Source organism: Ruegeria sp. CDSB013, from assembly GCF_059611165.1.
In genome coordinates this window covers 20884-42872 of the sequence record NZ_JBXWPA010000012.1, presented here as the reverse complement: position 1 = coordinate 42872, position 21989 = coordinate 20884, and the positions used below count along the sequence as shown (strand labels likewise).

The window sequence follows — 21989 nt, the reverse complement described above, 5'->3', positions numbered from 1 at the left end:
TGGTCCCGCGCAATTCCAGAGCGTTAAGTCCAGTCCAGAACAACTTTGCCTGATTGGCCGGATTTCATCGCGTCAAAACCTGCGGCGAAATCGTCGACCTTCATCTGGTGTGTGATGACCCGGCTGACGTCCAGACCGTTCTGCAACATGGCGATCATCTTGTACCAGGTTTCGAACATTTCGCGCCCATATACACCTTTGATGGTGATGGCCTTGAAGACGATACGGCTCCAATCCACCGGGGATTTTCCGGGGGGAATGCCCAGCAAGGCGATTTTGCCGCCCATCACCAGTGCCTCGACCATCTGGTCCAGTGCGGCTTGCGAACCGGACATCTCCAAGCCGACGTCAAACCCCTGCTGCATACCAAGCTCGGTTATGACATCTTGCAGGTCTTCCTTGCTGACATCCACGGACCGCACGGTGGGCACGACGTGTTCAGCCAGCTTTAGACGATCCGGGTTAATATCGGTGATCACCACATGCCGCGCGCCTGCATGCCGGGCGACAGCGGCTGCCATGATACCGATAGGGCCTGCGCCCGTGATCAGAACGTCTTCGCCCAGCAGGTCGAAGCTGAGCGCAGTATGAACGGCGTTGCCCAAAGGATCGAGAATGGCTCCGATTTCGTCAGGTACGTCTTCAGGCAAAGGCACCACGTTGAAGGCAGGAAGTTTCAAGTATTGGGCAAAAGCCCCCTGTTCGTTTACACCGATGCCCCGTGTACCAGGATCCAGATGGAACTTGCCCGCGCGGCTTTGGCGACTGTCGGTTGTGATCAGATGACCTTCGCCAGAACAGCGCTGGCCGATCTCCAGACCGGTGACATTGCGCCCGATTTCGACGATCTCACCCGCGAATTCGTGGCCCGTGATCATCGGGATCGGCACGGTGGCTGCAGCCCAGTCATCCCAGTTCCAGATATGGATATCTGTCCCGCAAATGCCGGTCTTGTTGATGCGGATCAGAACCTCGTCCGCGTCGATTTCGGGCACCGGAGCCTGCACCATCCACAGGCCTTCCTCGGGTTTGGATTTCTCCAAAGCTTTCATTGTGTTGGGGCGCATCAGATCACTCCCAATTCTTTGCCGACCTTGCCAAAGGCGGTCAGCGCACGGTCCAATTCGTCCTTTGTTAGAGCCGCATTCATCTGTGTTCTGATCCGTGCCTGTCCACGTGGGACCACTGGGAAAAAGAAGCCCGAAACATAGACGCCTTCGTCGAACAGGCGCGACGCCATATCTTGCGCCAGTTGCGCCTCGCCCAGCATGACAGGGATAATTGGATGCTCACCGGGCAGGAGGTCAAAGCCCAGATTTTCCAATCCTGCACGCCAGTATTTCGCGTTGCCGAACAGTTGCGCGCGCAGCATGTCGCCCTCTTCGACCAGGCGGATTGCTTCCAATCCGGCGGCGACGATGGAGGGTGGCAGCGAGTTTGAGAACAGATAGGGCCGCGCCCGCTGCCGCAGCAGATCAATCACTGGCTGCGGCCCGGCGATGTAACCGCCGATTGCCCCGCCTAGTGCCTTGCCCAAGGTTCCCGTCAGAATGTCCACGTCGACACCGAAGTGATCCGACGTGCCCGCCCCGTTTGGCCCCATGAAGCCGGTGGCGTGGCAGTCATCCACCATGACGATGGCATCGTATTTGTCCGCCAGCTCGCGAATTTTTGGCAGGTTGGTCAGATAGCCATCCATTGAGAACACGCCATCGGTCGCGATCATGATGTGCCGCGCACCATCCTCACGCGCTTGATTCAACCAAGCCTCAAGATCGTTCATGTCATTGTTCATGTACCGATAGCGCTTGGCCTTGCACAAGCGCACGCCGTCGATGATCGAGGCGTGGTTCAAACTGTCCGAGATGATGGCGTCTTCAGGCCCTAATAAAGGCTCAAACAGTCCGCCATTGGCATCGAAACAGGCGGCGAACAGAATCGAATCATCCTTGTTCAGGAATTTGGCCAGCTTCTGTTCCAACTCACGGTGGATGTCTTGCGTGCCGCAGATGAACCGGACCGAGGCCATGCCGAATCCCTTGGGTTCCATAGCGCCTTTGGCGGCATCGATCAGAGCGGGGTGATCGGCCAGACCCAGATAGTTGTTGGCGCACAAGTTGATGACTTGTTTGTCGCCCACCGTAATCTCACCACCCTGAGGCGAGGTGATCATTCGTTCGCGTTTATACAGACCCTCAGATTCGATCTGCGCGAGGGTGTCCGTGATGTGGGACAGGAATGCATCAGCCATGGCGGTCTCCGTTTGTCTGAGTCGCATATCTAACATAACGGACATAATTCCCAAATGGGGGAATTACAATATACGAGAAAAAAATCCGCGAAGACGGAATTTCGCTGGAATTAGGCGTTTTTGACGATCAGGAAAACCCGCGCAGGCCCATTGGCGACGATCGAATGCGCGATGTCCGCCGAATAACGCGCCGTATCACCCTGTTTCAAGTCGCTGATGGCAGATCCCGAAGTCACACGAACCGCGCCTTCCAGCACGGTCAACTGCTCGCGTGCTCCACGGGCGTGGGGCTGGCTGTTCAGTGCGCCGTCTTTGTCGAACTGAATGTCGTAGACTTCGTGACCACCTGCTTCCTCGGGCGGCGACAGAATGCGAATCCGGCAGTTTTGGCCCATGTTGTCGATGCTGGGCACTTCGGATTTCCTAAGGACTTCGATCTGGTCCGTGTTGTTCGCGTCTTCGAGTAAACCGGCGAAATCCACCTGCAGCGCACGCGTCAGGTTCCACAGGGTCGAGATTGTCGGGCTGCTTTCGCCCCGCTCGATCTGACTGACCATCGATCTGGATACGCCGCTAAGATTTGCCACGGCTTCAAGCGAAAGGCCTTTGGCGCGGCGCGCCTCTTTCAGTCGGGCAGGCAGGCGTGTCAGGATATCGTCTGGGTTTTCCGTCATGACGGAATCTCATGCGCGTTTGTCCGTCATATGTCAATTCTGCTTGTGACGGTACGTTCCATGGGACAGCCTGATGCCGCAGATGCATAGTGCCGTCAAAGTCCGGAGGAGTAGAGACATGAAAGACATCGTGATTCTTGATGGTGCCCGCACCGCGATTGGTACTTTTGGCGGGGCGCTGGCATCAACCGCGCCGATTGATCTTGCGACCGTGGTGACGGAAGCGGCGATGGAACGTTCAGGGGTCGAACCGACCCAGATCGGCAGCGTTGTTTTTGGCCACGTGATCAACACCGAGCCACGCGATATGTACTTGTCGCGCGCCGCTGCAAAACAAGCGGGCATTCCGAACGAAACACCTGCGATGAATGTGAACCGCCTGTGCGGGTCGGGAGCGCAGGCGATTGTGTCCGCTGTGCAGTCTCTGATGTTGGGTGATGCAGAATTTGCCGTGGCCGGAGGTGCCGAAAGCATGTCGCGCAGCCCCTACATCGTACCTCAGGCGCGCTGGGGTGCGAAAATGGGGGATGTCAAATCTCTGGACATGATGTTGGGTGCGCTCAACTGTCCTTTCGGGACCGGGCATATGGGTGTGACGGCCGAAAACGTGGCAGACGAACATCAGATCACGCGTGAGCAAATGGATGAGTTTGCCCTAGCCAGCCAGACCCGTGCGGCAGCGGCGATTGGTGCCGGCTACTTCGAAAGCCAGATCGCACCGGTGCAGGTCAAAGTCAAACGCGACATGGTCAATTTCACGGTCGACGAACACCCTAAGCAGACCTCGGCCGAGGCGCTGGCAGGACTGCGCCCGGCGTTCAAGAAGGACGGCCGGGTGACGGCTGGAAACGCGTCCGGCATCAATGACGGTGCCGCCGCGATGGTTCTGGCTACGGCAGAGGCTGCTGAGAAAGCAGGTCTGAAACCCAAGGCGCGCATTCTGGGATATGGCCACGCCGGTGTTCGCCCCGAGGTCATGGGGATCGGACCGGTTCCGGCCGTGCAGAACCTGTTGGCGCGCACGGGCCTGTCGATCGAGGATTTTGACGTGATCGAAAGCAACGAAGCCTTCGCGTCGCAAGCCTTGGCCGTAAACAAAGAACTGGGGCTGGATGCCGCCAAGGTGAATCCAAACGGGGGGGCAATTGCTTTGGGGCACCCGGTGGGCGCTACAGGCGCGATCATTACCCTTAAGGCGTTGTATGAACTGGAACGCATCGGCGGATCCAAGGGCCTGGTCACCATGTGCATTGGTGGCGGACAGGGCATCGCCATTGCCTTCGAGCGGATCTGATCCGGATCGGGCAGAGGGGGGCTATCTGCCCCCATCGCGCCCTTCGGCGCGCGCCCCCGAGGATATTTTTGGCCAGATGAAGCTGGCGGATTGGCATTACGTAAAGGCCGTTAGGATCAGGACGATTGCGGCGCCCGCAGCGGCGCCGATGGTTGCTGGAAGAATGGCCGTCGATAGGCCTTTGTTCTGAGTGTCGTCCTTTTGCGTCTGCGCGATCAGCGCATTTTCCACCAAAGCGGGCAGGCGCGGGCCAAAGCGGGCCAGCACCATAGCGGTTTTGCCAAAATCCCGTAGTGCAGCCCGGGGGCCGATGGATTGCTTGATGTAATCTTCGACAACCGGGCGGGCGACTTCCCAGATGTTGATGCGCGAGTCCAGTGACCGCGCCACGCCTTCGACGACCACCATTGTCCGTTGCAGCAGGATCAGTTCCGTGCGGGTTTCCATGCCGAACCGTTCTGTCACCTCGAACAGGTAATTCAGCAGGCGTCCCATCGAAATATGGGTGGCATCCATGCCAAAGATAGGCTCTCCGACCGCGCGCAGGGCGCGGGCAAACTCGTCGACGTCCCTGTCGGCAGGGACATAGCCAGCTTCGAAATGCACTTCGGCCACGCGCTTGTAGTCGCGGCGAATAAAGCCAAAGAGGATCTCGGCATAAACCCGGCGGGTATATTCGTCGATATGACCCATGATGCCATAGTCGTAGGCAATAATGTCCCCGTTGGCCGCGACTTTCAGGTTGCCCTGATGCATGTCAGCGTGGAAAAAACCGTCACGCAGTGCGTGCAGCAGGAACAGGCGCAGCACGCGTTCCGCCAGATCGCCGCGGTCGTGCCCGGCGGCGTCCAGCGCAGCGTTGTCGCCCAGCGGAACGCCATCAGCCCAGCTGAGCGTCATCACGCGGCGGGCGGACAGCGACCAGACAACCGGGGGCAGCCAGAAGCCTGCGTCGTTCTTGGTGTTGGCCGCATATTCCGACGCGGCTGCGCTTTCCAGCCGCAGGTCGAGCTCACCGCGGACCACGCCGTCGAAATGTTCGATCACCTCCATCGGTCGCAGGCGGCGCGCGCCGGGGGCGAATAGCTGTACGATGCGGGCGGCGAAATAAAATGCGTCTACATCCTTGCGGAAGGCACGTTCAATGTTTGGGCGCAGAACTTTGACGGCGACGTCTTCGCCGGTGCTAACCAGCTTGGCCTTGTGGACCTGAGCAATCGAGGCCGCGGCGATGGGTTCACTGAACTCGCTGAACATTTCGGATACCGGCTGGCCCAGTTCCTTTTCAACCTCGGCCATGGCTTCGGCTTTGGAGAATGGGGGAAGCTTGTCCTGCAGCACGCGCAATTGTTCGGCCAACTCATCCCCGACAACATCGGGACGAGTCGACAAAACCTGACCAAACTTGATGTATGCCGGTCCAAGCGCCGTCAGCGCCCGTGTGGCGGGGGGCATGTTGGGATCGCCTTTGTAACCTAGCCATTGGAACGGTTTTCCCAAAGCATGCGCCAGAAACCGCAGTGCGCGCGGAGCCTCGAACGCGTCCAGCACAACGTTCATGGCGCCTGTGCGCTCAAGAGTGGCGCCTGTGCGGATCAGGCGAATGATGTTGTGTGGTCCGCGCATCAGATTTTCCAGCCGGAATGCAGCGCGGCGATGCCCATGCTCAGGTTTCGGTACTTGGCATTTTCAAACCCGGCCGCGCGGACCATGCCCAGAAACGTTTCCTGATCCGGGAAATTGCGGATCGATTCGACCAAGTATTGATAGCTGTCGTAGTCATTGGCGATGAGTTTCCCCATGCGCGGGATGACGTTAAAGCTGTAGAGGTCGTAGAGCTTTTGCAGCCCGTCATTAGGCAATTGGCTGAATTCCAGCACCATCAGGCGGCCTCCGGGTTTCAACACACGGAATGCTTCGTTCAGGGCCTCTTGCGGGCGGGTCACGTTCCGGATGCCAAACGAGATGGTATAGACGTCAAATGTGTTGTCGTCGAAGGGCAGAGCCATCGCGTCGCCGACCACCCAGTTCAGGCTGTCGGCCATCTGGTCGGCCTCGGCGCGCTGTCGGCCTTCGACCAGCATGGGTTCGGTTAAATCCAGAACGGTGGCATGGCCATAGCCTGCGCGTTTCAGGAATCGGAACGAGATGTCACCGGTGCCACCTGCGACATCCAGCAGGCGCTGGCCTGGGCGCGGCGCAAGCCAGTCCATCATCGCGTCCTTCCAGACCCGGTGAATGCCCATCGACATGACATCGTTCATCACGTCGTATTTCGAGGCGACCGAGTTGAACACGCCCTGCACACGCCCGGCCTTTTCAGCCTCACGCACGGTTTCGAACCCAAAATGAGTGGTCTTGTCGCTGTTGTCGGACATTTGCCTTGCCGTTTTTCGAATTTCGCCTCTGTTATAGGGCTCTGGAACCGGGGCACAATGCGGCCCTTTGGAATAGGAGCCGTGTAATGCCGGAATTGCCCGAGGTCGAGACAGTAAGACGCGGCCTGAGCCCAGCGATGGAAGGCGTGGCGATCGACCGGGCAGAAGTGAATCGCCCTGATCTGCGCTGGCCTTTCCCTGAGCGGATGGCCGAGCGGTTGACCGGGCAGACGGTTCAGCGATTGCGTCGACGGTCGAAATACATTCTTGCCGATCTCAGCAGCGGTGAAACCCTGCTGATTCATTTGGGCATGTCAGGCCGGATGACCGTATCCGGCGATCCGCTGGGGCAATTCGCGCATGAACATCCGATGACCCAAAAACATGACCATGTGGTCTTTCACATGGCCAATGGTGCACGTGTCACGTTCAACGATCCGCGCCGGTTTGGTGCGATGGACCTGTTGCAGACAGCAACTGCGGACGATCACAAGCTGCTGTCTGTCCTCGGGCCGGAACCTCTGGGTAATGATTTTCACGAACAACATCTGATCGATGCGTTTCGGGGAAAGAACACTCCGATCAAATCCGCACTTTTAGATCAGGGAATCGTTGCCGGACTGGGTAATATCTACGTCTGCGAGGCGCTTTATCGCGGTCGTGTGTCGCCACGTCGCAAAGCCGGTCAAATTTCTGCGACCCGAGTCGCAGCACTTGTTCCAATCATCCGGAAGGTATTGCAGGACGCCATCGAAGCAGGTGGATCTTCCCTACGCGATTTCCGCCAAGCCGATGGAGAACTTGGATATTTTCAGCACAGCTTTGACGTCTATGGGCGCGAGGGCGAACCCTGCCGGACCGAAGGTTGTGGTACCCCGATCAAAAGAATCACCCAGTCCGGTCGCTCATCCTTCTACTGTACGCAATGCCAAAGATAGCTTGATCCAGCGAATTCGCGTGGTAAGGAATCGTACCTGAACGGAACAACCGGAAACTCTCATCTCATGGCTTTTGAGACGATCATCGTCGAAATCGAAGACCACGTCGCCCTTATCAAGCTCGACAGGCCCGATGCGCTGAATGCGCTGAACTCACAGCTGGCGCAGGAATTGTGCACCGCATTGGAAGATGCGGATAGCAACGACAAAGTGCGCTGCATCGTCATCACCGGGTCGGACAAGGCGTTCGCGGCAGGCGCGGACATCAAGGAAATGTCCGAGATGAGCTTTGTGGATGTCTACAGCTCGAACCTGTTTGGTGCTCTGAACGACCGCGTGTGCGCGATCCGTAAGCCAATCATTGCAGCCGTTGCCGGATATGCGTTGGGCGGCGGGTGTGAACTGGCGATGCTGTGCGATTTCATCATCGCAGCGGACACTGCCAAATTCGGCCAGCCCGAGATCAATCTTGGCGTCATTGCCGGGCTTGGGGGCAGCCAGCGCCTGACGCGGTTTGTCGGCAAGTCCAAATCCATGGACATGAACCTGACCGGCCGTTTCATGGACGCAGAAGAAGCCGAACGCGCTGGTCTTGTCAGTCGTGTTGTTCCCGCCAAGAAACTGATGGATGAGGCGATGGGCGCAGCCCAGAAGATCGCCGAAAAATCGCAGTTGACCGCAATGGCAGCCAAGGAATCGGTAAACCGCAGCTATGAGCTGCCGCTGAGCGAAGGCATGCTGTTCGAACGCCGTGTGTTCCATTCGATGTTCGCGACCGAGGATCAGAAGGAAGGCATGGCCGCGTTCCTGGAAAAACGCGCCGCGCAATTCCGAGACAAGTAATCGGTGCCCTGATCAAATCGAAACCGGCGGGCCTTTGCCCGCCTTTTTCATACCAGCTATCCGCATCAAAAGAATCGGCTTGGCAAACCCGGCCAACTTGGGTAGTAACCGCCGCTATACATGCGCGTGCGGCCCGCTTGGCCCGACTCACACTCGTGATTTCTGATCCGGTGCGGATATTCCGTGGCGCGCAACCCTAGACAACGTACCGAACCAAAGGTCAGAGACACACATGGCTAATTCGCCCCAAGCAAAAAAACGCGCTCGTCAGAACGAGAGCCGTTTCGCAATCAACAAAGCACGTCGTTCGCGCATCCGCACCTTTCTGCGTAAGGTAGAAGAAGCGATCGCATCCGGTGACAAGGACGCTGCAACCGCAGCACTGCGCGCAGCTCAGCCTGAACTGATGCGCGGCGTCACAAAAGGCGTTTTCCACAAGAACACCGCGTCGCGTAAAATGTCGCGTCTGTCGGCTCGTGTAAAAGCGCTGGGCTAAGATCTGGGTTGACCTTGGGTCAACCAAACAAGGTGAAATGATAGAAAATGCGCCGCGTCCTGCGGCGCTTTTTTTTTGCTGTTGCCGGAAAGCCGCGCCTTCACAAACCCGAGAGATTCTTTCGGCGAAAGATACGAGTCAATATCAGAGTTTCGTTGCCGGATGCCTTGGCCTCTTGCTACCACTGTTACAGCGATTCACTCGCTTGGGGGGACAGGCTGTTCCAACGACTAGACTGACGGGCATCAGGACGGTCAGGAACGAATGTTGGCAACTGGTTTGCTAATCTGCTGCGGTCCTTGGGTCACCAGGGAACCAAGCCCTGTCGAATATGAGATTGCGTTGCGCAACCCTGTTTTCAGGGCGTTCCGGGTATGGAGCGCCGGAATATAGGGATGTGCGGACTTTCCAAAACACACCCGCCAAACTTCTGCGGTTTGGCGTTGGTTACCCTTTTGCGTGTGAAAGCTTAATCCGGGCAACCGGAAAATAGCAATAAGGCCGACAGGCCAATAAAGAATGGGATGCGTGAGGCGCTTAATGACACAAGAGAAATGGGGACTACTACGTAACAAGTTGCTCAAGGCCATCGGAAAAAACAACTACACGACCTGGATCGAACCTCTTGAATTCCAAGAGCTGCAGGACGGTGTAGCGGTGTTTTCCGTGCCGACAAATTTCATGGGCAACTATGTCAGTCAGAACTTTGCGGATCTCATATTGTATGAGATGAACACCGCAGGGGAAACGGTTCAACGACTGACCTTTCGCGTCGCTGCCAACTCACCGGCGCGCCCTAAGGCAGAGGCCGAATCCGAGCCGACAGTTGTGCGGGATGCACCTGTTGCGCCGCAGATGGAAGCCGCGAATGGGGCATTTGAGTCCTTGCAGGCCGCGCCGCTGGATTCCCGCTTTACCTTCGACAGTTTTGTCGTTGGCAAACCCAACGAACTGGCCCATGCCGCGGCGCGTCGTGTGTCTGAAGGTGGTCCTGTGACCTTCAACCCGCTGGTTCTTTACGGTGGCGTTGGTCTGGGTAAGACGCACCTGATGCACGCTATTGCATGGGAGCTGAAAACAAAGCACCCCGAGTTGAACGTGCTCTATTTGTCGGCGGAACAGTTCATGTACCGCTTTGTGCAGGCCTTGCGCGAACGCCGGATGATGGACTTCAAACATCTGTTCCGGTCGGTTGACGTGTTGATGGTGGACGATGTGCAGTTTATCGCCGGCAAAGATTCGACACAGGAAGAGTTTTTTCACACATTCAATGCGCTGGTAGACCAGAACAAGCAGATCATCATCTCGGCCGACCGCGCCCCGGGTGAGATCAAAGACCTTGAGGATCGGGTGAAATCGCGTCTGCAATGTGGTCTGGTGGTCGATTTGCACCCAACCGACTATGAGCTGCGACTGGGCATCCTGCAAAACAAGGTGCAGCAATACAGCAGCACATATCCCGACCTGACAATTGCCGATGGCGTCCTGGAGTTCCTGGCGCACCGGATCTCAACCAATGTTCGCGTGCTGGAAGGCGCTCTGACCCGTCTGTTCGCTTTTGCCTCGTTGGTGGGGCGCGAGATCGACATGGAGCTGACGCAGGACTGCCTGGCCGATGTGCTGCGCGCATCCGAGCGCAAGATCACTGTCGAAGAGATTCAGCGTAAAGTGTCAGACTATTACAACATCCGCCTGTCCGACATCATTGGGCCTAAACGCCTGCGGTCTTATGCCCGCCCGCGTCAGGTTGCGATGTATCTGTGCAAGCGACTGACCAGCCGGTCGCTGCCGGAAATCGGCCGCCGGTTCGGAGGACGTGACCACACGACTGTCATGCACGGCGTAAAACGCATCGAAGAGCTGAAAACCACAGACGGCCAGATTGCCGAAGATGTGGAAATGCTGCGGCGCGCGCTGGAAGCCTGAGCTCCTACCCATATCACGTTAGAAACGCCCCGGACCCTCACGCCCGGGGCGTTTTCTTGTGCGCTATTTTCCACGGATGGAAATGAACTGTGCCCGCTGGGCCACGCGGCCCTTGACGCTTTGGGCAATCCGACCGAGAAATCCATAAAAAATCCTTGTGCCTCAGGGCGGAACCGCTAACGTGCCAGTCCCGCCCATTTCGGCACGCAAGTCAGAGGAATTAAGGGTATGAAGATCAGCATCGAACGCGGCACCCTTCTCAAGGCCGTTTCCCAGGCCCAATCTGTTGTCGAACGTCGCAACACCATTCCCATACTTGCCAACGTTTTGATCGAAGCCGAAGCCGATCAGGCGATGTTCCGGGCGACTGACCTGGATATCGAAGTGGTCGACAAAGCGCCTGCGCAGGTCGAAAAGGCCGGGGCCACCACTGTTGCGGCAACCACGCTACATGAGATCGTGCGCAAACTGCCGGATGGTGCCTTGGTGACACTGACGGCCGACAGCGCCGCAGGTCGTCTGACGGTTGAAGCAGGCCGGTCGAATTTCTCATTGGCGACGCTGCCGAAGGAAGATTTCCCGGTGATGGCGTCCTCGGAATACCAGTCGAACTTTACGGCCTCGGCAGCCTTGCTGCGCCGGTTGTTCGATAAGTCGAAATTTGCCATCTCGACCGAAGAGACGCGTTACTATCTGAACGGCGTTTATATGCATGTGGCCGACGGATCCGAAGGCGGCAAGGTGCTGCGCTGTGTGGCCACCGATGGCCACCGACTGGCGCGCATCGATGCGGATCTGCCCGATGGCGCTGCAGACATGCCCGGTGTGATCGTACCGCGCAAAACCGTGGGCGAACTGCGCAAGCTTCTGGACGACGATGAGATGGATATCGCTGTGTCGGTCAGCGAAACAAAGGTGCGATTTGCAACCCCGGATATCACGCTGACCTCAAAAGTGATCGACGGCACGTTCCCGGATTACACACGCGTTATTCCGCAGGGCAATACACGCCAGCTGGAAGTTGACGCGGCCGAGTTCGCACAGGCTGTGGACCGTGTTGCGACAGTGTCGTCCGAACGGTCTCGTGCCGTAAAGCTGCAGCTGGATACCGATAAGCTGGTGCTGTCGGTCAACGCGCCAGACAGCGGCGCGGCCGAGGAAGAACTGGCAGTCGCTTATGGTGATGAGCGCCTGGAGATCGGGTTCAACGCAAAATACCTGCTGGAAATCGCTTCGCAGGTGGATCGTGAGAACGCCGTTTTCCTGTTCAATTCAGCCGCCGACCCGACCCTGATGCGCGAGGGCGGTGACCAGAGCGCCGTGTACGTCGTCATGCCGATGCGCGTCTGATCGCACGGACGTGCGATGCCTCCGGCGGGAGTATTTTTGAAAAGATGAAGGGAGGGGTCATGGGTTTGGCCCTGACCGAGCTTACCGTCTCGCATTTTCGGTCCCACAAGCTGGCGCGACTATCTTTGGATGGTCGGCCTGTTGCGATTCACGGGCCGAACGGCGCGGGCAAGACAAACATCCTGGAAGCGGTGTCCCTGTTTTCTCCCGGTCGCGGAATGCGGCGGGCCAGCGCGGCCGAGATGACCCGACGCCCCGAGGCGCTAGGTTGGAAACTGACCGGGGTGCTGCAGGCGCAGGGGCGACAATACGAGATAGAAACCTGGTCCGAGGGCGGTGTCGCGCGGCAGGTTCGCATTGATGGCAAGGCGTCCAGCCAGATTGATCTGGGCAAGCTGGCGCGGATTGTCTGGTTGATCCCGTCAATGGACCGGATTTGGATCGAGGGGGCCGAAGGACGTCGGCGTTTTCTGGACCGGATCGCGCTGAGTTTCGACCCAGCCCATGCTGAGGCGTCTTTGACTTACGAAAAATCCATGCGCGAACGGAATCGCCTGCTGAAAGAGCAGGTGCGGGATGCGCATTGGTATGCCGCACTTGAAGGGCAGATGGCGGAGACTGGTCACCGCATCCACGCGGCGCGGCTTTCGGCGCTTGATCATCTGCGCGCGGCGCAGGATCAGGCGGAAACCGCGTTTCCATCGGCGGACTTGGAGCTGGTACAGACCGAAGGTGCGATGCCGGAAACGGAAGCGGATCTGCGCGAAGCACTTAGTGAAAGCCGGTTCCGGGATCTGGCGGCTGGACGTACACTGGTGGGGCCGCATCGGTCGGACGTGTACGGGGTGTTCGCTGCCAAGGGCGTCCCGGCCAAGGATTGCTCGACCGGTGAGCAGAAGGCTTTGTTGGTCTCATTGATCCTGTCGAACGCACGGGCCTTGGCGAGTATGATCGGCGCACCCCCGATCGTGTTGTTGGACGAGGTGGCGGCGCATCTGGACGCGGATCGGCGCGCGGCGCTGTATGATGAGATTTGTGCGCTGGGCGCTCAGGCCTGGATGACTGGCACCGGGCCTGAGCTGTTTGCGGAACTGGGCGACCGGGCCCAAACATTGATCGTGAGTGATGGCTTTGAGGGCTCGGTCGTGTCCGCTTAGGCCGGCTCGCCGACCTTACGTTCCCACAGGAAGCCGCGCATGACTTCGTCAACCGGGGTTTTTGCCATGTGGTTCACGTAGTTCGACATGGTTTTTTGCGCCAGGCCGAGAACCACATCCAAAACTGCGCGGTGCGAGTAGCCCGCATCAAAGAACGCCTGCAGCTGTGCTTCGGTCGGGTTGCCGCGGGTTTCCATCATTTGCAGGGTGAAGGTGCGCAGTGCTTCAAGCTTGGCCGACGGCAGCGGGGTTTCATTGCGCAGGGCTTCGGTGATCTCGTCCGAAACCTTCATCATCTTGGCGATGCCGGTATGTGCGGGTACGCAATAGTGGCATTCGTTTTCCACGTTGATGGTCTGCCAGACGACGGTTTTTTCGTCGTTGTCGAAATCGGTCTGCATGAACAGGCCGTGCAGAACTTGATAGCCTTCAAGATGCTGGGGGCTTTCGGCCATGACCTTGTGCAGGCCGGGCAGGCGACCAAAAGCGGCCTGCGATTTCTCCAGCAACGGTTTGGACCCTTCGGGGGCGGATTCGAGATCATGTGACGGGAAATTGGCCATGTCGGAACTCCTTTTCTGGCGCGTTCAGGCAGAAATAGTCTTTCTTGAGTGATCACTCAAGTATATATTTGAGCAATCGTTCAAGAATTGGTGAAGGTGATGCCTCGCAAACCCGAATATGACCGTGATGACCTGATTGCCCGGGCCAGGGATATCTTCTGGCGTCAGGGTTGGGCTGGCACATCCCTGAAAGACCTTGAGCGCGAGTTGAAGTTGAAACCCGGCAGTTTCTATGCGGCATTTGGGTCCAAGGATGCGCTTTACGGGCTGGCGTTGGACCGCTACGCGCAAGAGGGTGTCGCGCGGCTGAGGGCATTGGCTGACCGGGTAGGTCCGCTCGGGGCTTTAAAGGCGCAGCCGCGTTTGGTTATTGAGGCAAGCGGAGCGCCCGCGAAGGCTTGTATGTTGGCCAAGACCTACGCTGAATTGCAGGCCAAGGATCACGAGCTCGCCGGTCGGGCGGGTGTTCTCATGTCCGAGATGAAGGCCTGCTTTGCAGATCTGTTCCGTCAGGCGCAAGAGGCCGGAGAAATTGCCCCAAACCACGATCCGAACCGGCTGGCGACGCGTTATCAATCCGACCTTTTGGGGCTGCGGTTGTCGGCCGAGCGCAGTGATGTCGACGCCCATGAAATCGCAGCGGATATAGCGGCCGATATCGACCGTTTATAGGGATTCGGCAGTCAGCTGCCGAAAGAAACTAAATCACGCAAGACCGACACAAAATGTTGGGGTAGCGCGTGACAATCCCCCCCAGAAAACGTATAAGTTACCAAAATAATATAGGTACTGACGGCATGTCCGAAGACGCACAGGCACCCCAGGAATACGGTGCAGATTCCATCAAAGTTCTCAAAGGGTTAGAGGCAGTTCGAAAGCGCCCTGGTATGTATATCGGGGATACGGACGATGGCTCGGGTCTGCACCATATGGTGTATGAGGTCGTTGACAATGGGATTGACGAAGCGCTGGCCGGTCACGCGGACCATGTAACCGTCAAAATCCACGCGGATTCCAGCGTCTCGGTCAGCGATAATGGTCGCGGAATTCCAGTCGATATTCACCCCGAAGAAGGTGTGTCCGCAGCCGAAGTGATCATGACCCAGCTGCATGCTGGCGGCAAGTTCGACAGCAATTCCTACAAGGTGTCCGGCGGTCTGCACGGCGTGGGCGTTTCGGTGGTGAACGCACTGTCCAACTGGCTGGAATTGCGAGTCTGGCGCAATGGTAAGGAGCACGTTGCGCGGTTCGAAGGTGGTGAGACGGTCGAGCATCTGAAAGTTGTCGCTGAATGCGGTGATCGGACCGGAACCGAAGTGCGGTTTCTGGCGTCGTTGGATACATTCTCAAACCTGGAATATTCATTCGAGACGCTGGAAAAGCGTCTGCGCGAACTGGCCTTTCTGAACTCGGGCGTGCGGATCATTCTGATTGATGAACGCCCGGCAGAGCGGTTGGAGACCGAGCTGTTTTACGAAGGCGGCGTCAAGGAATTCGTCAAGTACCTGGATCGCTCCAAGACCTCCGCGATGCCCGAACCGATCTACATCAAGGGTGAGCGCGACGATATCGGTGTCGAAATCGCCATGTGGTGGAATGACAGCTATCACGAGACAGTCCTGCCCTTCACCAACAACATCCCACAGCGCGATGGTGGAACCCATATTGCCGGTTTCCGCGGTGCGTTGACCCGGACGATCAACAATTACGCCCAGACCAGCGGGATCGCGAAAAAGGAAAAGGTCAGCTTTACCGGCGACGATGCGCGCGAGGGTCTGACCTGTGTGTTGTCGGTCAAAGTCCCCGACCCTAAATTCTCGTCCCAGACCAAGGACAAGCTGGTGTCATCCGAAGTGCGCCCTGCAGTCGAAGGTCTGATGAACGAAAAGCTGGCTGAATGGTTCGAAGAAAATCCGAACGTGGCCAAGATTATTGTCGGCAAAATTATTGAGGCCGCTTTGGCCCGTGAAGCCGCTCGCAAGGCGCGCGAGCTGACCCGCCGCAAAACGGCGATGGATGTGAACTTTCTGGCTGGCAAGCTCAAGGATTGTTCGGAAAAGGATCCGACCAAAACCGAAGTCTTTCTGGTTGAGGGTGATTCCGCAGGCGGATCAGCGCAAACGGGCCGCGATAGGCAAACTCAGGCGATCTTGCCTCTCAAAGGTAAAATCCTGAACGTCGAACGTGCACGGTTTGACCGAATGTTGTCATCTCAGGAAATCGGCAACCTCGTCATGGCGTTGGGCACCGGGATTGGGCGAGACGAGTTCAATATCGAAAAACTGCGCTATCATAAAATCGTCATCATGACCGATGCGGACGTTGACGGTGCGCATATCCGGACATTGCTGTTGACGTTCTTCTACCGGCAGATGCCTGAGCTGATTGAGGGCGGTTATCTCTACATCGCCCAACCGCCGCTTTACAAAGTGGCGCGCGGAAAATCCGAAGTGTACCTGAAGGATCAGGCGGCGATGGATGAATACCTAGTCAATCAGGGTGTCGAAGGGGCAGTGCTGAAGCTCGGTTCTGGCGAAGAGATCCTGGGTCAGGATCTGACGCGCATTGTCGACGAAGCGCGTCAGTTGAAGCGCGTTTTGGACGCCTTTCCAACCCACTATCCACGCCATATCCTGGAACAAGCCGCTGTTGCAGGTGCCTTTGTGCCAGGCGCGGTTGATGCGGATTTGCAAGGCGTTGCAGACAAAGTCGCCGCGCGTCTCGACCTCATCGCGCTGGAATACGAACGCGGCTGGCAAGGCCGGATCACACAGGATCACGGAATTCGTCTGGCCCGTATTTTGCGCGGTGTCGAAGAGGTGCGTACATTGGACGGTCCGATGCTGCGTTCGGGTGAGGCGCGCAAGACCGGCAGCTTCACGCAAAGTCTGCAAGAGATCTACAACACCCCGGCAACGCTGGTCCGTCGCGACCGGTCACAGGCAATTCACGGCCCGCTTGATCTGCTGCGCGCCATTCTGGAAGAAGGTGAAAAGGGCCTGTCGCTGCAGCGCTACAAAGGTCTGGGTGAGATGAACCCGGATCAGCTCTGGGAAACGACGCTGGACCCGGACGCACGTACGCTTTTGCAGGTGCGGGTGGACGACATGGTCGAAGCGGATGATCTGTTCACCAAGCTTATGGGAGACGTGGTGGAACCTCGCCGCGAGTTCATCCAGCAAAATGCCCTGAGCGTGGAGAACCTGGATTTCTAGGATCTTGTAGGTGCGCCCATAGCTTTGCATTTCGCCCAAAGAGTTGCATTTTTAGCCCAAAACTTTGGGCGCATTAACCTTCAACTTTCTTGGTTCGAGGCTCCATATCTTCGGGTCTCATTCTTTGCTTGTTTCGCGCCATCGCCGTATTGCCGGGGAAGGTTTTCGGATGGCCGCTTCCAGCCCGAAGCGGACCTTCGCAACCAAGCTTTGCTAACTCCGAAATACACAACGAAACGGCCAGTTGCAGAGGTTGTATCGGCGGTGGCAACCAACCATTCATGTCGTCGACTAACCTGTTCAACGTCGCACTACAACTTCTCCGAACTGATCCCACGAGGACCTAATCTTCGAAGCGTTCATTTGGCTCGACCACATTTACTTGCTTCGGAACTTGGTCGGTGTCATTCCGGTCTGACCTCGGAAAAAGCGAGTGAAATGGGACTTGTCAGAATAGCCGAGCATCAGTCCGATCTCTGCAATTGTCATCTGGTTTTGTTTGAGGTGCTCCTTGGCGACATCGATACGCAGCCGTTTGATTTCGCGCGGTAGCGTTGTGCCTTGTTTTTGAAGCGCTTTCAGAAACCGTTCCGGTTGTATTCCCAGCATTCCAGCCACCATCTCTGGTCCCAAATCGGTTTCATACAGTTTGTCGCGTAAGACAGATCGCAAAGCTGCCACCACGGTTACTTCTTCATCTTGTCGAAGTGATGCTATGGGCTTGGCAGAACCCTCAGAGACGTGGTGCAAAAACAACCATTCCACAGGAAAACTAATTTGCATTCCGGGATCAGTCCCAAGGCCAACCTCGATCCCTTTGTAGTCGATAGGCAGCCCATTGATGTATCTGCTTTCCCATCGCACACGGGAAGAGTCCCAGGACTCTCCGACGACGGTCTGCAATAGGCGTACATAGATTGCGGCACCAAAACCGGTCACCTGAATGGGTGGGACGGTTGGTTCCTGTTGCCTCTCGATACGATAAGTCGCTTTGTCTGCTTCAATGACAAGGCTGTGCCGCACAGAATTGGACTCCTGCGGCACGAGCTCAACAAAGCGGGTGAAAAACTCGAACAGCGTTTTTGTAGATTGCAAGGCTTGAGCGAAGGGCGGCCATCCTTGTAGGTCAAACGCTTCCCCTACATTCAGTCCTAGGTATCGATCCCCTGATACTTCTGAGAAAGCATTTACCAAGCCGTAAACCAACTCGGAGTGAACGAACACGGATGGGTTAGTCATCAGTTCAGCTTTCAAGCCGACCTGATCCAATGCTGGTTGCGGATTGATCTTACGTTCGGTGAGATATTGCAGAAAGGGAGCGGCTAAAGAGAGGCGAACAAAGCCCTCGCTATGCTCTCGGGAGGTGGAGTTGAAAGGCAAGCTCATAACCCTTGTTGGATTAGCTTTAAGAAGTGGCCATTTTTGCAGTCACATTCGTACATCCTAATTCAAAAGGGGCAACCGAGCCAATGAATTCCAGACTATAGTTGGCAAAACATGAATATGAAGGGAGTACTTATGTCCGGTCTACGAATGTCGCTTTGCTCGACGGTAATTGTCGCTGCAGGACTTGCTTTTTCAGCGTCCGCGCAGGCTCAGGATCAAGAAGAACCCCAAACGTTGTTTACCAACGTGCACATCTTCGATGGAGTGAGTGAACAGCGCATCGAGAATGCCAGCGTATTGGTCGAGGGCAATCTGATTAAGGCCGTATCAACCGACGCAATCGATGCCCCCGACGCTACGGTCATTGACGGAGAAGGGAGGACACTGACCCCCGGCTTCATCGAAAATCACGCACACCTGATGCTGCCAGGACCCACGTTGCCCGCAATGGAAGCCAACAGCACTTGGGAAGACCTCGCGATTCACGGCACTCAAATGGCTGAGATGTACTTAATGCAAGGCTTTACCACCGTAAGAGATGCAGGTGGCGCTAATGGAGGTCTTCGCCGCGCAATCGACACCGGGACCATTGCCGGGCCGCGTTTCTACCCTGCGGCTGCTTTTCTAAGTACGCGTGGTGGCCATGCTGATTTCGCCAACTTTACGGCGCCTGTTGGCCAGTCTTCGAACTTCAGCCGTCTGAATATGGCCCAAGAAGTCGACAGCGTCTCTGACATGTACAAGTTTGCTCGTAACAACTTCCGGATGGGAGCAACACAACTGAAGTACATGCAATCAGGCGGTGTAGTTTCAGTGTTTGACCCGTGGCAGTTATTGGCAGGATCGACGGCAGAGTTAGAAGCGGCCGTGCAGGTTGCCAACGAATACGAAAGCTACGTCATGGCCCATTCCTACCGCAAGGAAACGATCATGGCGGCACTGAATGCTGGTGTGCGATCAATTGAACACGGGTTCATGTTTGATTGTGAAATATCAGCGCTGATGGAAGAGAAAGGAGCCTACATCACGACCAATCTCACCGCATTTGATCCAAATCTCTTCGATATTCCTGCCATTCGAGATGTCCCAGCCAGCTTACGAAAGGCACAGTCAGCTACGCAGGCTTTTGGCGACTACATAAAAAACATGAATGAGTGCCCAGCTAAAAGAGGGTTTCACACGGATTGCGTAGGTTCTGTAGCCGCCTGCAATATTCAAATTGCCTATGAAAAACATCTCAATAATGAGTTCTTTGGCTCTCACGCCTCGTTGGTCGCAATGACATCTACTGGCGGTGAAATCGCCGCTTTGTCCGGACCATTCATGAACCCCTATCCCGAGGGCAATCTGGGTGTGATTGAGGAAGGAGCCTATGCGGACATCCTGCTGATCGACGGTAACCCACTTGAAGACTTCTCGGTTGTTGGCACGGGTGATCAGTGGTTCGGTGCCGACCCGAGGCCTGAAAGCCCAGATACGATCCGACTGATCATGAAGGACGGCGTCATCTACAAAAACACACTGGATTGACCTGTCTCAACAGCCGGAGAGTATTTATGCACCATTGGTTCCGCTCCTTAGTATTCGCAGGGTTGGTCTGGTGTGGTCATCCTGTCATGGCGACGCCAGGAACCGCGTTGGACTGGTCTGACCTGCCTGACCCGTCCGCGCAGGTCTTTGATGACCCCTATCGTGAACTCAGCCCCGAACAGTTCGACGATGTTCTTTTCGTTGTGCGTATACGCGGCAGGTTGCAGCAGGAGGTTGGCAGCGCCGAAGAACGGCAGAAATGGCAATTGCTTTTAGCAGAGACCGAAGACGCCTTGGTGTCAGACGGAATTGACGTCGACTGGTTACTCGATCAGCGCGAGGTTGTGACTGAACGTCGAAGAAAGGCTGGAACGAGCGGAAACCCGCAATTCGACGGCAGAACAATCACACTCGCGGGCTTTGCCATTCCTGCTCCAAGCGATCCGGACGGCCGGCCTGTGGCGTATTTGGTGCCAGAAAGAGGGATGTGCAGCCACATGCCTCCACCTCCGCCTAACCAGATGATCCGTGTGCGGTTGAACGGGGACTGGGCGCCTAGCTATTTCCACGAACCCGTTCGGCTGACAGGCACGCTGACTATCGATCCTTCCGTTCATAATATGATGGTTGTGGATGGCCTCATGCCTATGAATGCGACTTTCCAGCTAGAGGCGGAACGTGTCGAAACTCTGGAAACCGAGGCAGACAGGTTGGAATGGAAGCAGCGTGCTGCTGATCGCATCCGCGCGGCAGGAAATCGCAAGACCGGTGGGGCACAGGCGTCAAAATGATAAGACTTCTGGTTGCCGCATTGAGCATTGCATTTGCTGGCGCAGCGTCGGCTCAGGGACTATCCGGGCCATCTTCAGTCGAAGCCGATCTTGCGCCCGGAGACGGGCTCACCGATCCGCAATATCGTTCCGATTTTCCACGCAACATCGCACCGGGTTGGTTTCAGTGGAAAGACCGACTGGCTGAGGGTGGTTTTCGGTTCAACATTGACTACCTGGCATTGGGCCAAACCACGGATGCTGATCTGGGAACCGGCGAAGCAGCCAGCGGAATTGCGCGGTTCTACGGCAGTTGGCAGGCAACTGAACGGGGGTCTCTGACATTCAAGATCGAAGACAGGCACAGTTATACTGACGTTGCTCCGCAATTTCTCGGGCTGGATGGCGGAGCCCTTTCAATCACGGGAACAGCCTTCAATGACAACGGTTTGCTTCTGACCAATTTGTTCTGGACCCAAAGGGCTGAGAATGGGTCGTGGGCGCTGCAAGTCGGCCAGATTGATGTAACGGACTTTGTGGATATCTACGGGTTGGTAAGCCCCTACAGTGGTTTTCAAAACCTGTCTTTCAATACCAACCCGACAATCAACACGCCCAACCAAGGCCTTGGTATTGCCGGTGGGGTAAAGCTGAGCGAGAACCTCTACGCCGTTGCCAGCGTATCAGACGCAAACGCCGACCCGTCCGATCCAAACTTTGATGTGTTTAGCGACGGCAATCTCTTCAAGTCGCTCGAACTTGGGTACACGTCCGGCTTTGATCGCATCTACTTCGACAATATCCATCTGACCCTCTGGCATGCGGATGCGGCTGACGATGGCAGTCGAGCAGAAGATTACGGCGCAGCGTTTTCCGCCGCATGGTTTGTTGACAATAAATGGATGCCGTTCTTCCGTGCAGGGGCCTCGAAGGGAACCGCAGCGCTTTATGAACGGTCGATTTCTGCCGGTCTCGGTTACTATGGTCGCAACACCGATTTGGCCGGTCTGGGCCTAAACTGGGCCGAAGCAAGAGGCATAGATGGCGATCAGTTCACGCTTGAAGCTTTCTACCGCTTTTCAATCTCACCCGGACTGCAGATCACGCCATCGGTACAATTCATTTCCGACCCGCTTCTAAATCCCGATCAGGACCGGATTACCCTGTTCGGTCTAAGAACCCGGATCGTTTTCTAATGCGGGGTGAAGGCAGTCACTA

Annotated in this window: 19 protein-coding genes; 12 read left to right on the top strand and 7 right to left on the bottom strand. The window is 56.6% G+C overall.

The features are described 5' to 3' along the window. Positions 1-23: 23 nt before the first annotated feature. From tdh to AC2FJF_RS18535, 3 genes are all read right to left on the bottom strand, one after another. Positions 24-1052: an L-threonine 3-dehydrogenase gene (tdh, locus tag AC2FJF_RS18545; protein ID WP_496724273.1), complete on the bottom strand. Its 1029-nt coding sequence runs from the start codon at positions 1050-1052 to the stop codon at positions 24-26. A gap of 14 nt (positions 1053-1066) precedes the next feature. Next, positions 1067-2251: a glycine C-acetyltransferase gene (locus AC2FJF_RS18540; RefSeq protein ID WP_496726666.1), complete on the bottom strand. Its 1185-nt coding sequence runs from the start codon at positions 2249-2251 to the stop codon at positions 1067-1069. Positions 2252-2361: 110 nt separating this feature from the next. Next, positions 2362-2925 (bottom strand): helix-turn-helix domain-containing protein, encoded by a 564-nt coding sequence (locus AC2FJF_RS18535; RefSeq protein ID WP_496726665.1) that lies wholly within the window; start codon positions 2923-2925, stop codon positions 2362-2364. 118 nt (positions 2926-3043) lie between these two features. Here AC2FJF_RS18535 and AC2FJF_RS18530 point away from each other — a divergent pair, with 118 nt between their 5' ends. Further along, positions 3044-4219 (top strand): acetyl-CoA C-acyltransferase family protein, encoded by a 1176-nt coding sequence (locus AC2FJF_RS18530; RefSeq protein ID WP_496726664.1) that lies wholly within the window; start codon positions 3044-3046, stop codon positions 4217-4219. Between the two features lie 96 nt (positions 4220-4315). Here AC2FJF_RS18530 and ubiB read toward each other — a convergent pair whose 3' ends face one another. Both ubiB and ubiE read right to left on the bottom strand, forming a co-directional pair. Then, positions 4316-5845 (bottom strand): 2-polyprenylphenol 6-hydroxylase, encoded by a 1530-nt coding sequence (ubiB, locus tag AC2FJF_RS18525; protein WP_496726663.1) that lies wholly within the window; start codon positions 5843-5845, stop codon positions 4316-4318. Beyond that, entirely contained in the window at positions 5845-6597 is a 753-nt protein-coding gene (gene ubiE, locus AC2FJF_RS18520; protein ID WP_058272973.1) for a bifunctional demethylmenaquinone methyltransferase/2-methoxy-6-polyprenyl-1,4-benzoquinol methylase UbiE, read from the bottom strand. Before ubiE ends, ubiB begins: the two co-directional genes overlap by 1 nt. 86 nt (positions 6598-6683) lie before the next feature. On the opposite strand from ubiE, the gene mutM reads away from it, so the two are divergent. The 6 genes from mutM to recF all read left to right on the top strand — a co-directional run bounded on the left by mutM (position 6684) and on the right by recF (position 13307). After that, the gene (gene mutM / locus AC2FJF_RS18515; RefSeq protein WP_496726662.1) at positions 6684-7535 is read left to right on the top strand and encodes a bifunctional DNA-formamidopyrimidine glycosylase/DNA-(apurinic or apyrimidinic site) lyase; all 852 of its coding nucleotides are present in this window, start codon (positions 6684-6686) and stop codon (positions 7533-7535) included. Between the two features lie 66 nt (positions 7536-7601). Beyond that, entirely contained in the window at positions 7602-8378 is a 777-nt protein-coding gene (gene acuK / locus AC2FJF_RS18510) for an acryloyl-CoA hydratase (RefSeq protein WP_496726661.1), read from the top strand. Positions 8379-8610: 232 nt separating this feature from the next. After that, positions 8611-8874, top strand: a complete 264-nt coding sequence (rpsT, locus tag AC2FJF_RS18505) for a 30S ribosomal protein S20 (RefSeq protein ID WP_496726660.1) — start codon at positions 8611-8613, stop codon at positions 8872-8874. Positions 8875-9414: 540 nt separating this feature from the next. Continuing rightward, positions 9415-10800: a chromosomal replication initiator protein DnaA gene (gene dnaA / locus AC2FJF_RS18500; RefSeq protein ID WP_496726659.1), complete on the top strand. Its 1386-nt coding sequence runs from the start codon at positions 9415-9417 to the stop codon at positions 10798-10800. Between the two features lie 228 nt (positions 10801-11028). After that, positions 11029-12150, top strand: a complete 1122-nt coding sequence (gene dnaN / locus AC2FJF_RS18495) for a DNA polymerase III subunit beta (RefSeq protein ID WP_496726657.1) — start codon at positions 11029-11031, stop codon at positions 12148-12150. Between the two features lie 59 nt (positions 12151-12209). Next, complete coding sequence (gene recF, locus AC2FJF_RS18490; protein ID WP_496726655.1) at positions 12210-13307, top strand: DNA replication/repair protein RecF; 1098 nt, start codon at positions 12210-12212, stop codon at positions 13305-13307. Here recF and AC2FJF_RS18485 read toward each other — a convergent pair. Then, a complete protein-coding gene (locus tag AC2FJF_RS18485) occupies positions 13304-13870 on the bottom strand; it encodes a carboxymuconolactone decarboxylase family protein (protein ID WP_108861618.1) in 567 nt (188 codons plus the stop codon). The two genes, recF and AC2FJF_RS18485, sit on opposite strands and share 4 nt — an antisense overlap. A 99-nt stretch (positions 13871-13969) precedes the next feature. On the opposite strand from AC2FJF_RS18485, the gene AC2FJF_RS18480 reads away from it, so the two are divergent. Both AC2FJF_RS18480 and gyrB read left to right on the top strand, forming a co-directional pair. Continuing rightward, entirely contained in the window at positions 13970-14542 is a 573-nt protein-coding gene (locus AC2FJF_RS18480) for a TetR/AcrR family transcriptional regulator (RefSeq protein WP_496726654.1), read from the top strand. 125 nt (positions 14543-14667) lie between these two features. Then, complete coding sequence (gene gyrB, locus AC2FJF_RS18475) at positions 14668-17085, top strand: DNA topoisomerase (ATP-hydrolyzing) subunit B (protein ID WP_058272964.1); 2418 nt, start codon at positions 14668-14670, stop codon at positions 17083-17085. Positions 17086-17463: 378 nt separating this feature from the next. On the opposite strand, the gene AC2FJF_RS18470 is transcribed toward gyrB, so the two are convergent. Continuing rightward, positions 17464-18471 carry a helix-turn-helix domain-containing protein gene (locus AC2FJF_RS18470; protein ID WP_260027311.1) on the bottom strand — a complete coding sequence of 336 codons (1008 nt, stop codon included), beginning with the start codon at positions 18469-18471 and terminating at the stop codon, positions 17464-17466. A 117-nt stretch (positions 18472-18588) separates the two neighbouring features. Here AC2FJF_RS18470 and AC2FJF_RS18465 point away from each other — a divergent pair, with 117 nt between their 5' ends. Genes AC2FJF_RS18465 through AC2FJF_RS18455 form a run of 3 tightly spaced genes read left to right on the top strand, consistent with a single transcriptional unit; the run spans position 18589 to position 21967 of the window. Continuing rightward, positions 18589-20001 (top strand): metal-dependent hydrolase family protein, encoded by a 1413-nt coding sequence (locus AC2FJF_RS18465; protein WP_037321800.1) that lies wholly within the window; start codon positions 18589-18591, stop codon positions 19999-20001. A 26-nt stretch (positions 20002-20027) separates the two neighbouring features. Next, complete coding sequence (locus AC2FJF_RS18460; protein WP_010442447.1) at positions 20028-20792, top strand: DUF3299 domain-containing protein; 765 nt, start codon at positions 20028-20030, stop codon at positions 20790-20792. Continuing rightward, the gene (locus AC2FJF_RS18455) at positions 20789-21967 is read left to right on the top strand and encodes a carbohydrate porin (RefSeq protein WP_170337128.1); all 1179 of its coding nucleotides are present in this window, start codon (positions 20789-20791) and stop codon (positions 21965-21967) included. Before AC2FJF_RS18460 ends, AC2FJF_RS18455 begins: the two co-directional genes overlap by 4 nt. The last annotated feature ends 22 nt before the right edge of the window (positions 21968-21989 follow it).